The sequence below is a fragment of the Frigoribacterium sp. CFBP 13605 genome (genome assembly GCF_014839405.1).
Classification (GTDB): domain Bacteria; phylum Actinomycetota; class Actinomycetes; order Actinomycetales; family Microbacteriaceae; genus Frigoribacterium.
In genome coordinates this window covers 1-10,904 of sequence record NZ_JACYNS010000086.1, presented here as the reverse complement: position 1 = coordinate 10,904, position 10,904 = coordinate 1, and the positions used below count along the sequence as shown (strand labels likewise).

Below are 10,904 nucleotides of genomic sequence, written 5' to 3'. Positions count from 1 at the left end.
GTCGTCGTGGGCCGCGGCGAGGGCCTCGTGCTGCTCGCGGGCGGCCCGGGCCTGCTCGTCCGCGGCCGCCTTCGCGGCGGCCAGGGCCCGCTTCGCCCGCGCCCGCAGCACGACGGCCACGACGATCAGGGCGACGAGCAGAACGGCGGCGATGATCCACGGGACGAGGCTCTGGTCGAACGGCATGCCTCCAGCAGAACACGGGGTGCGGGCGGCGCGAGGGTGCCTCGCCGGGCCCCGCCCGGTCGGGGGGTCAGGCGGGCAGGGCCCCGAGCAGCAGTCCGCCGGCCGCCGCCAGCGCGACGACGGCCCACGGCGGGGTCCGCCACACCACCAGCAGCACGAAGCAGACGAGCGCCAGGCAGAACGGCGCCACCCCGGTGATCGCGGTCGTGACGACGGGGTCGTAGAGGGCGGCGACCAGCAGGCCCACGACCGCCGCGTTGGCCCCGCGCATCAGGGCCCGGACCGGTGCCCGGCTCCCCAGGGCGTTCCAGAACGGCAGCACCCCGACGAGCAGGAGGAACCCGGGCGCGAAGATCGCGACGGTCGCGAGCGCGGCCCCGAGCGCGCCTCCCGGCCCGATGCCGGCCACGGTGCCGAGGTAGGTCGCGAAGGTGAACAGCGGGCCCGGGACGGCCTGGGCGGCTGCGTAACCCGTCAAGAAGGTGTCGTCGTCGACGAAACCCGGCTCGACCAGGCCGGCGTGCAACAGCGGCAGGACGACGTGCCCTCCGCCGAAGACCAGGGCGCCTGCCCGGTAGAAGACGTCGACGAGCGCGATCGTCCCCGACCCGGTCGCAGCGGCGACGGCGGGAAGGCCGACCAACAGGGAGGCGAAGGCCACGAGGCAGACGACGCCCGCGGCCCGCGAGACGGGGAACCGGAGGGGCTCGGGATGGACGGCGGGCACCGCCGCTCCGATCGTCGGGTCGGACCCCCGACAGAAGGCGAGCCCGGCCAACACCCCCAGCGCGATCGCCGAGAGCTGCCCGGCCGGGCCGGCCAGCGCCAGCGCGAGGACGGCCGCGGCCACCGCGATGCTCGCCCGCGTCGGGTCCGGTGCCAGCGCGCGGGACATGCCGATCACGGCATGGGCGACGATCGCGACCGCGCCGATCCCCAGCCCCGTGACGATCGCCGAGCCCACCGGACCCTCGAACAGGCCGACGCCGGTGGCGATGACGAACATGACGAGTGCCGACGGCAGGGTGAAGGCCACGAAGGCGACGAGCGCTCCGACGGGCCCCGCCCGGAGCAGGCCGAGCCCGAACCCGACCTGGCTCGACGCCGGGCCGGGCAGGAACTGCGCGATCGCGACGAGGTCGCCGTACGCGGTGTCGCCGAGCCAGCGTCGTCTGCTCACGGCCTCGGCCCGGAAGTACCCCAGGTGCGCGACCGGGCCGCCGAACGACGTGACCCCGAGCACCGAGAACGCCGCCAGCACCTCACGCACCCGGGCCGCGCTGCGGCTCGACGGCTTGTCGGGTCGGGCCGTCGGATCGGGTGCGCGCTCGGTCACGAGGTCATCGTGGCAGGTCGCCGCTCCGCGCGGTACCGCGGCCACGAAGCCACCGACGAGGAGGCGCGGGTCGTCACCCCGGGAGGCCGCGACCCCGCCAGGTCCCCAGCTCGGCGACCTCCCGCCAGCCGAGGCTCTCGTAGAGGCGGCGACCGTCGACGCTCGCGAAGAGCAGACCCGTCGTCGCTCCCCGGGCGGCGGCCCCGTGCTCGAGGCCGGCCATGACGCGGCTGCCCAGCCCGCGCCTCCGGAAGTCGGGTTCGGTCGCGATGCGGTCGAAGACGACGTCCTCGCCGACGACCGCCGCCTGGCCGCGGGCGGCGACGACGCCGTCGACCTCGACCCGGACGTGCACGACCCGACCGTCGCCGTCGCCGTCGACGATCACGCCCGCGGGCAGCGGCCGCGCCGACACCTGGCTCGTCATCATCCGCTCGGCGTGCGTCACGGCGTCGAGCCGGGCCAGGGTCGCGCGGGCGACGTCGTCGAGGGGGCCGATCACCGACAGCCAGACGTCGGGCGCGGTCGTCTCGTCGACGAGGCGGGTGAGCTCGTCCGGGGTCGGCCGGCCCACGATCCGTTCGACGGCGCGGGTCGCGGCGGCGACGTCGACCCGCCAGGCGTCACCGTCGCGGTGACGGGCGGCGCCACGCGAGAGCGCCCAGCCCTCGACCCACCGGTCGACGAGCGGGATGAGGCCGTCGGTCGTCTCGATCACCCCTCGAGCGTAGGCCGGGTCGGCGGCCACGAGGGGCGGCGAGAGGGCGGCGGGCACGTGGCACGTGGCGCGTGACGGGGGTGGTGGGTAGCGTCGTCGCCACGAACCACCCACGCACCACCAGAGGAGCACCTCATGACCTCGACCGGCACCGACCAGCCGCGCCCCCTCCCCGACGACGTCTGGCCGCCCGCCGTGGGCGCCCCGCTCGACGAGTTGTACCGGCATCTCCACCGACACCCCGAGTTGTCGTTCCACGAGGACGCGACGGCCGCGATCGTTGCGGCCGAGCTCACCGCCCTCGGCTTCGAGGTGCACACCGGCGTCGGGGGCACGGGTGTGGTCGGCGTGTTGCGCCGCGGGGACGGCCCGACCGTGCTGCTGCGCGCCGACATGGACGGACTGCCCGTCGCCGAGGCCACCGGCCTGGACTACGCCAGCACGGCCCGAGGCACCGACCCCGACGGGCGCGACGTGCCGGTGATGCACGCCTGCGGTCACGACGTGCACGTGACCTGCCTCGTCGGTGCCGCACGCCGACTGGCGACCGGCGACACCTGGTCGGGCACCCTCGAGGTGCTCTTCCAGCCCGCCGAAGAGCTCGGTGCCGGCGCCCGCGCGCTCGTCGCCGACGGGCTGCTCGACCGCGTCCCCACCCCCGACGTCGTCCTCGGCCAGCACGTCGCGCCGTTCCCGGCCGGTCTCGTCGCCCTGCAGTCCGGCCCCGCCTTCGCCGCGCAGGACGGCATCCGCATCACGTTCCACGGCCGGGGCGGCCACGGATCACGCCCCGACACGACGGTGGACCCGATCGTCATGGCCGCGGCCGCGGTGCTGCGATTGCAGACGATCGTCTCGCGCGAGACCGCTGCCGCTGATCGGCTCGTCATCACGGTCGGGTCGATCCACGCGGGCACCAAGAACAACGTGATCCCCGACACCGCCGAGATCCTGATCAGCATGCGGTCGTTCGACGAGCACGTCCGAGAGCGGGCGCTCACCGCCGTCACGCGAATCGCCGAGGGCGAGGCCGCGGCGGCCGGCGCACCGCAGCCGCCCACCGTCGAGCACTACGAGAGCTTTCCGGCCGTCGTGAACGACCCGTCCGCGGCGGACCGCACCCGCGCCTCCTTGGTGCGTCGTTTCGGCGAGCAGCAGGTCATCGCTCCCGGGCCGGTGACGGGCAGCGAGGACGTCGGCATCCTCGCCACCGCGGCCGGTGCGCCGTGCAGCTTCTGGCTGCTCGGGGGTGCCGACCCCGCGTCGTTCGCCGAGGCGACGTCGGCCGCGGACGTGCCGCGGATCGTGGCTCAGCTGCCGTCGAACCACTCGCCCCTCTATGCGCCGGTCGTCGAGCCGACCCTGACGAACGGCGTGGACGCACTCGTCGCGGCGGCCCACGAGTGGCTGGCGGATCACGGTGCGTCAGGAGGCGCAGGGCACTGAGCGCACGGCCGCGCGCCTCGGTACGTCGTGACGTCTCGTCGACGAGCTCAGGGCGGCCTCAGGGCGTCGCGTCGTCGTACACGGCGATCAGTCGGTCGAGGAAGCCCTGCACGACCGCCCGCTCGGCCTCGTCCATGCCGTCGACGAGGTGCTCGATGCCGTCGATCATCGGCAGCACCTGCTCGTAGGCCCGGTCGGCCGAGGCTTGCTCGGCCGTGACGATCAGCTTGCGGCCGTCGGAGGGGTGTCGCTCGCGCCGCACATGACCGGCCGACTCGAGGCGGTTCAACACGAGGGTCATCGCGGCCGTCGACACCTCGACGCGGCGCGCCAGCTCGCTCGGGGTCGCCGGGCCGGTCGTGATCAGGTGGTCCATGGCGTCGAGCCCGGCCCGGTCGACGCCGAGACGCTCGGCCAGGTGCCGCTCGAAGCGCTGCTGCCGGACGGCCACCTGCTGCACGCGGGCACGGATGTCGTCGGCGGGCAGCTCGCGACCGTCACGCCGGGCCCGGGTGCGGTCGTCGCGATCGGGGCGGTCGCGGGGATCGATGTCGGTCACCACTCAACGATAGCCGTGTAGATTGCCAATATCGTTGATAATCAATCCAGGGAGCAATTAGTGACCATCCCCACCACGCGCACCCGCGTCCTCGTCTCGGGTGCCAGCATCGCGGGGCCTGCCCTCGCCTACTGGCTCGACCGCTACGGCTTCGAGACGACGATCGTCGAACGGGCCCCCGAGCTGCGGACCGGCGGGCAGAACGTCGACGTCCGCGGTGCGGGCCGCGAGGTCGTGCGCCGCATGGGCCTCGAGGACGACGTCCGCGCCGCCACCACGGGTGAGGTCGGCACCCGGTTCGTCGGGCCGACGGGCCGCACGGTCGCCGAGTTCCCGGCCGGCACCTCGGACTCCGGAGGCGCGACCGCCGAACTCGAGATCCTGCGGGGGGACCTCGCGCGGCTCCTCGTCGGGCGCACCACGAGCGACGGCCGGGGTCGTGGCACCACGTACCGCTTCGGCGACCGCATCACCGGCATCCGGGAGGACGGCGGCGGCGGGGTGGGGGCCGCCGGCGCCGCCGCCGATGCCACCACGGGAGGCGACCCGACGACCACCGCGGCCTCCGCGCTCGCCGGCACCGCGCCTCCCGGATCCGGCTCGCGGCGCGTCGTCGTCTCGTTCGAGCACGCTCCCGACGAACGCTTCGACCTCGTGGTCGCCGCCGACGGCATCGGCTCGTCGACGCGGCGCCTGGTGTTCGGCGACGAGCCGACGATCCGGTCGCTGGGGCTCGAGACCTCGTACGCGACGATCCCGCGCACGGCCGCAGACGACGACTGGTGGCGCTGGTACAACGCCGCCGGGGGGCGCTCGATCACCCTGCGGCCCGACGCGCACGGGACGATCCGGGCCGCGATGTCGTTCGTCACCGACCGCGCCCGAGAGCGGGGCGGGGCCGAGCGCCGCACCGTCGCGGAGCAGCGGGCCCGACTGCACGAGATCTTCGACGACGCGGGGTGGGAGGCCCGCCGCGTGCTCGACGGCTTCGACCACGCGGACGACCTCTACTTCGAGTCGATCGGGCAGGTGCAGGCGCCGCGCTGGTCGTCGGGCCGGGTCGTTCTGCTCGGCGACGCCGCGTACTGCGCCTCGCCGGTGAGCGGCATGGGCACGAGCCTGTCGCTGGCCGGGGCGTACGTGCTGGCCGGCGAGCTCGCCTCGCACCGACACCACCGCGACGCCTTCGCCGGGTACGAGCGGCTGATGCGGCCCTACGTCGAGCAGGCGCAGCAGCTGCCGCCGGGGGTGCCGCGGGTCGCCAACCCGAGGTCCCGCGCGGGCGTCGTGGTGTTCCACGCCGGGGTGCGGCTCGCGTCGACCCGGGTCGCGGGTCGGCTCGGCGCACGCTTCTCCACCCCGCCGGCCGACGCGCTCGACCTGCCCGACTACGCACACCTCGAGCCCTGACGCCCTGACGCTCCCGTCGAGTGGTCCCGGATCGTCCTCCACCCCGCCGGGAAGGACGATCCGGGACCACTCGACCGAGCAGTCGGGACGAGGAGGCGCGGTGCAGGCGTCCGACGGAGGGCCCGGACACGAGCGGCGCGGCCCGGACGTGCAGAACGGGCGGGCCCGGCGGAGGCGGGCGTCCGGAGACGCCCGCTCACACCGGACCCGCCCGTCCTGGCAGGAGGTCGGCCGGTCGGCCTAGCGGGCCGAGGCGGTCTCGCCGACGCGCGTGCCGTCGGCGTCCGTCGGAGCATCGGCGGAGCCGTCGCCGGCACCGCCGTCGATGCCGCCGGCCCGGCGGGCACGGGCCCGCACGAACAGGCTCGACGCGTAGACCAGCACGAGCGAGGCGAGGATCGCGACGATGACGGCGATCTGACCGCCGGCCAGGCTGATCTGGCCGAACAGGATGCCGACGACGCCGTAGTCCGAGTCGGAGAACGTCGAGTTCGACAGTCCGATGTCGCCGAGCACCGGCAGCAGGAACAGCGGCAGGAACGTGATCGCGAGACCGTTGGCGAAGGCACCGAGCACGGCACCGCGTCGACCACCCGCGGCGTTGCCGATGACGCCCGAGGCGGCTCCGGTCATGAAGTGCGCGACGACGCCGGGGATCACGATGGCGGTGCCGGCGAAGATCATCACCGACATGCCGACGATCCCGCCGACGAAGCTCGCGAGGAACCCGATCAGCACGGCGTTCGGGGCGAACGTGAAGGTGATCGGGACGTCGAGTGCGGGGATCGCGTTCTTGACCAGGCGCTCGCTGATGCCCTTGAACGCGGGCACGATCTCGGCCAGCACGACGCGCACGCCGGCGAGGATCACGAAGACGCCCGCCGAGAAGGTCGCGGCCTGCATGACGACGTAGACGATGTAGTTCTGGCCGTCGCTCAGCTCGGTCTCGACGAAGGCCGACCCGGCGAACAGGGCGACGATCACGTAGATCACGGCCATCGACAGGGCCACGATCACCGTGGTGTCGCGCAGGAACCCGAGCCCCTTCGGGAACGTGATGTCTTCCGTGGACTTCGACCGGGTGCCCTTGCCGCGGGTCAGCGTCGCGACCAGGCCGCTCAGGGCGACGCCGGCACCGCCGGTGTGGCCGAGGGCGACGTCGTTCGAGCCGGTGACCTTGCGCATGAAGGGCTGCACGATCGCCGGCGACAGCGTCGTGACGAGACCCTGCAGCAGCGCACCCCAGAGCACGACGCCCCAGACCGGGAACCCGGCGACGCCGAGGATCACGGCGATCATCGCCGCCATGTAGAAGGCGACGTGGCCCGAGAGGTAGATGTACTTGAAGTGCGTCGTCGCGGCCAGCAGCACGTTGATGATGAACCCGAAGAAGAAGATCAGCGCGGCGGCCGAGCCGTAGTCGAGCAGCACCTGGCCGACGATGGCCTCGTTGTTCGGCACGACGCCCTGGACGTTGAAGGCCTCTTGGAACATGGCGCCGAACGGGTCGAGCGAGGCGACGACCACGCCGGCTCCGGCGGCCAGCACGAGGAACCCGACGAGGGTGCGCACGGTGCCCTTGAGCACGTCGCTGAACGCCTTGCGCTGCAGCAGCAGCCCGACGAGCGAGATCAGCGCGACGATGATCGCGGGCTGGCGGAAGACGTCCAACAGGACGGAGAGCACGCCCTCCATCAGTTGGCCCCGGCGTCGGGCACGGTCACGCCCTTGCGCACGGCGGTCTCGCGCACCTTGGTGCGCAGCTCGGCCAGGTCGATGATGCTGTCGAGCACCACGACGTCGCCGAGGCCGCCGACGGAGTCGGCCAGGTCGGCGCCGACGAAGATCACGTCGGCGGCACCCGGGCCGACCGAGCCGAGGTCGGCGTGGTCGACGTCGACCCCGGTGATGCCCTGCTCTTTGAGGACCTTCTCGATGTTCATGTGGACCATGAAGCTCGAACCGAGGCCCGAGCTGCAGACGGCGAGGAATTTCATGCGTTCTGTCCGATCTTGGTGAGGACCGCCAGGGTGTCGGCGGGGGTGGAGGAGGCGAGCAGCTCGGCGCGGAGCGTCTCGTCGGAGAGCAGGGTGGCGAGGGCCATCATCGTGTCGAGGTGGCTCTGGGGGTCGGTCGCGGCGAGGCAGAAGAAGAGGTCGATCGGGTGCGCCGCGTCGTCGTTCAACAGCACCGTCTCGCCGACGCGCAGGCTCGAGAGCCCGGTGCGCTCGACGCCGTTCTCGGGCCGGCTGTGCGCGAGGGCGATGCCGAAGCCCAGGTCGATGTAGGTGCCGCCCGCGGCGATCGAGTCGGTCATGGCCGCGACGTAGTGGCTGCTGATGGCGCCGTTGTCGAGCAGGGGCTGAGCGACGCGTTCGACGGCGTCGCGCCAGCCGTCGACGCGGTCGGCGAAGAGGATGGTCTCGGGGGTGAGGAGGTCGGTCAGCACTGTCGTTCCTGGTGGGGGTCGGTGACGTCGGCGTCGGGACGGGCGTCGGTTGCGGTGGTGGGGAGGGGGTTCAGGAGGCGCGGCTCGGCGGGCGAGGCGCGCCCGGTCGGTCAGCCGTGCAGGCCGAAGAAGATCTCGCTGTTCTGCGGGGTGAAGTGGCTGGTCCCGTACGCGACGGCCCGCTCGTCGCCGTCGAACACGGTCGACGCGATCTTCAGCAGGGTCGTCCCGAGGGGGACGTCGAGTTCGTCGGCGTGGAGGGTGCTGGCCCCGTCGAGCGAGACGAGCAGGTCCTGTCGGGCGAGCGTGACGCCGTGCTCGCGGTCGAGGTGCCCGTAGAGCGAGCCGTCGGTGAAGTCGACGGTCGCCGTCTCAGGGAAGAGCGCGTGCGGCAACCAGGTCACGACGAGGTGGTGCAGCGAGCCGTTGACGAAGCGCAGGCGGGTCAGCTCGACGACCTCGTCGGCCGAGTTGATGTCGAGGTGGCTCGCCACCGTCTCGCCGGCCCGGACGACCTTCTGGTCGAGCACGCGGGTGCTGACCGCGAAGCCCTCGCCCGTCTGCTGCGCGTGGAAGCCCTTGACCTCGTCGGCGAAGCGCTCGCGGTAGTGCAGGCGGTACTGCGGCTCGGTGACGAAGGTGCCCCGGCCGTGCTCGCGCACCAGGTGGCCGTCCGCGATGAGGCCGTCGACCGCGTGCCGCAGCGTGATGCGGCTGACGCCGTACTCGTCGCAGAGGACGGGCTCGGCGGGCAGCTGCGACCCGGGTTCGAGCTTCTGGATGCGGGACAGCAGGTGCTCGCGCACGGCCACGTACTTGCTCGTGCCGCTCGTGGTGCTCATGTGGTGCCTCCGCGCCGTTGCTGAAGTGGGTGGTGCCCGCCCGACGACGTCAGGTCGTCGAGTCGTCAGGTCGTCAAGTCGTCATGATGACTTCGACGAGGGTACGTCTCGCCGACCACCGGTGCAAGTCGACAGTCGTCTTGATTCATCATGACGTCCTGATGACCGACGCTACGGTCGTCGGAGACCCAGCCCGCCCCTCCTCGAACCGGAGCCCCCCACGTGATCCACGACCTCGACGCCGCCGCCGTCACCACCGCCCGCCTGCTCGCCCTCGACGCCGTCGAGCGTGCCGGGTCCGGCCACCCGGGGACGGCGGCCGCGCTGGCCCCCGTCGCGCACCTCCTCTTCCAGAAGCACCTGCGGCACGACCCGCAGGCGCCCGACTGGGCCGGCCGCGACCGGTTCGTGCTGAGCTGCGGGCACGCGAGCGTCCTGCTCTACACGCAGCTGTTCCTCACCGGCTACGACGTGTCGCTCGACGACCTCAAGGCGTTCCGGTCGTTCGGGTCGCGCACCCCCGGCCACCCCGAGCTCGGCCACACCCCCGGCGTCGAGACCACGACCGGGCCGCTCGGGCAGGGCCTCGCCACGGCCGTCGGCATGGCGATGGCGATGCTGCACGAGCGTGCCGTCAACGACCCCGACGCCGCCCCCGGCGAGTCCGTCTTCGACCGCCGCGTCTTCGTGCTCGCGTCCGACGGCGACCTGCAGGAGGGCCTCTCGTACGAGGCCGGTGCGCTCGCCGGACGTCACCGCCTCGGCAACCTGACGGTGGTCTACGACGACAACGACATCCAGATCGAGGGCGACACGAGCCTCACCTCGAGCGAGAACGTCGGCGCCCGGTTCGCCGCGCAGGGCTGGCGCGTCGACCACGTCGGACTCGCCCCGGACGGCGACGTCGACGTCGAGGCCCTCGACGAGGTGCTCTCGACGACCGACCGCCGGGGCGACCGCCCGCACCTCGTCGTGCTGAAGTCGCAGATCGCCTGGCCCGCCCCGAACGCCCGCAACACCTCGGCCTCGCACGGCGCCCCGCTCGGTGCCGCCGAGGTCGCCGCGACCCGGGTCGAGCTCGGCGTCGACTCCGAGCCCTTCACCGTGGACGACGCCGTGCTCGCCCACACCCGGTCCGTGCTCGAGCGGGGCCGGGCCGCCCGCGAGGCCTGGCAGGTCGCCGCCCACGCCTGGGAGGCTGCCCACCCCGCGGCCGCCGCCGAGCTGCACCGCTCGCGGTCGCGCACCCTGCCCGCGGACCTCGGGTCGCGCCTCCCCGTCTTCTCTCCCGGCGACACGCTCGCCACCCGCGACGCGTCGGGCAAGGTCATCCAGGCGCTCGCCGAGGCGCTGCCCGAGCTGTGGGGCGGTTCGGCCGACCTCGCCGAGCCCAACCGCACGGCGATCGCAGGAGGCGCGTCGTACCTCCCCGAGGAGGCCCCCGGCACCGGCCGCGCCGGTCGCAACGTCCACTGGGGCGTGCGCGAGGGGGCGATGGCCTCGGCCATGAACGGCATCGCGCTGATCGAGGGCTCGCGGTTCTTCGCCGGCACGTTCCTCGTGTTCAGCGACTACCAGCGCCCGGCGATCCGGCTGGCGGCGCTGATGCAGCTGCCGGTCACCTACCTCTGGTCGCACGACTCGGTCGCCCTCGGCGCCGACGGGCCGACCCACCAGCCGATCGAGCACCTGGCGAGCCTGCGCGCGATGCCCGGGTTCTCGGTCGTGCGTCCGGCCGACGGTGCCGAGACCGCCGCCGCCTGGCTGGCGATCCTCGAGAAGGACGGTCCGGCTGGTCTGGTCCTGGCCCGACAGCCGCTGCCGGTCGCGGCGACGCCCGCCGACGTGGTGCGTGCGGGTGTGCGCCGCGGGGCCTACGTGGTGCAGGACGGTAGTGCTGCGGCTGCGGCTGCGGCTGCGGCTGCGGGCACCGGCACGACCGACGCCGGTGCGCCCGA

11 protein-coding genes are annotated in these 10,904 nt (G+C 73.4%); 3 read left to right on the top strand and 8 right to left on the bottom strand.

Annotated elements, in window-relative coordinates:
* The 3 genes from IFT36_RS13000 to IFT36_RS16995 all read right to left on the bottom strand — a co-directional run.
* The coding region (locus IFT36_RS13000) for a hypothetical protein (RefSeq protein WP_200413339.1) at positions 1-186 on the bottom strand (186 nt) is incomplete at its 3' end.
* Between the two features lie 67 nt (positions 187-253).
* Positions 254-1,522 carry a chromate efflux transporter gene (gene chrA / locus IFT36_RS12995; RefSeq protein WP_374058399.1) on the bottom strand — a complete coding sequence of 423 codons (1,269 nt, stop codon included), beginning with the start codon at positions 1,520-1,522 and terminating at the stop codon, positions 254-256.
* Positions 1,523-1,595: 73 nt separating this feature from the next.
* On the bottom strand, positions 1,596-2,240 hold the full coding sequence (locus IFT36_RS16995; RefSeq protein WP_162234589.1) for a GNAT family N-acetyltransferase: 645 nt from the start codon (positions 2,238-2,240) through the stop codon (positions 1,596-1,598).
* A gap of 135 nt (positions 2,241-2,375) precedes the next feature.
* On the opposite strand from IFT36_RS16995, the gene IFT36_RS12985 reads away from it, so the two are divergent.
* The gene (locus IFT36_RS12985; RefSeq protein ID WP_200413338.1) at positions 2,376-3,686 is read left to right on the top strand and encodes an amidohydrolase; all 1,311 of its coding nucleotides are present in this window, start codon (positions 2,376-2,378) and stop codon (positions 3,684-3,686) included.
* A 58-nt stretch (positions 3,687-3,744) separates the two neighbouring features.
* On the opposite strand, the gene IFT36_RS12980 is transcribed toward IFT36_RS12985, so the two are convergent.
* On the bottom strand, positions 3,745-4,245 hold the full coding sequence (locus IFT36_RS12980; RefSeq protein WP_233568428.1) for a MarR family winged helix-turn-helix transcriptional regulator: 501 nt from the start codon (positions 4,243-4,245) through the stop codon (positions 3,745-3,747).
* Positions 4,246-4,305: 60 nt separating this feature from the next.
* Here IFT36_RS12980 and IFT36_RS16565 point away from each other — a divergent pair, with 60 nt between their 5' ends.
* Complete coding sequence (locus tag IFT36_RS16565; protein WP_307785102.1) at positions 4,306-5,655, top strand: FAD-dependent monooxygenase; 1,350 nt, start codon at positions 4,306-4,308, stop codon at positions 5,653-5,655.
* A gap of 240 nt (positions 5,656-5,895) precedes the next feature.
* On the opposite strand, the gene IFT36_RS12965 is transcribed toward IFT36_RS16565, so the two are convergent.
* The 4 genes from IFT36_RS12965 to IFT36_RS12950 form a co-directional block, all read right to left on the bottom strand.
* Entirely contained in the window at positions 5,896-7,341 is a 1,446-nt protein-coding gene (locus IFT36_RS12965) for a PTS ascorbate transporter subunit IIC (RefSeq protein ID WP_374058398.1), read from the bottom strand.
* Positions 7,342-7,349: 8 nt separating this feature from the next.
* On the bottom strand, positions 7,350-7,652 hold the full coding sequence (locus IFT36_RS12960; protein WP_056044337.1) for a PTS sugar transporter subunit IIB: 303 nt from the start codon (positions 7,650-7,652) through the stop codon (positions 7,350-7,352).
* On the bottom strand, positions 7,649-8,104 hold the full coding sequence (locus IFT36_RS12955) for a PTS sugar transporter subunit IIA (RefSeq protein WP_158612887.1): 456 nt from the start codon (positions 8,102-8,104) through the stop codon (positions 7,649-7,651). The genes IFT36_RS12960 and IFT36_RS12955 overlap by 4 nt, the downstream gene beginning before the upstream one ends.
* A 110-nt stretch (positions 8,105-8,214) precedes the next feature.
* A complete protein-coding gene (locus IFT36_RS12950; RefSeq protein WP_056227873.1) occupies positions 8,215-8,946 on the bottom strand; it encodes a GntR family transcriptional regulator in 732 nt (243 codons plus the stop codon).
* A gap of 222 nt (positions 8,947-9,168) precedes the next feature.
* On the opposite strand from IFT36_RS12950, the gene IFT36_RS12945 reads away from it, so the two are divergent.
* A partial coding sequence (locus tag IFT36_RS12945; RefSeq protein ID WP_200413336.1) for a transketolase family protein occupies positions 9,169-10,904 on the top strand: 1,736 nt, incomplete at its 3' end.

Excerpts from the sequence above, each read along its gene's own strand:
- IFT36_RS12960 (WP_056044337.1), bottom strand. The coding sequence starts at position 7,652 with ATGAAATTCCTCGCCGTCTGCAGCTCGGGCCTCGGTTCGAGCTTCATG.
- IFT36_RS12950 (WP_056227873.1), bottom strand. The coding sequence starts at position 8,946 with ATGAGCACCACGAGCGGCACGAGCAAGTACGTGGCCGTGCGCGAGCAC.
- IFT36_RS12985 (WP_200413338.1), top strand. The coding sequence starts at position 2,376 with ATGACCTCGACCGGCACCGACCAGCCGCGCCCCCTCCCCGACGACGTC.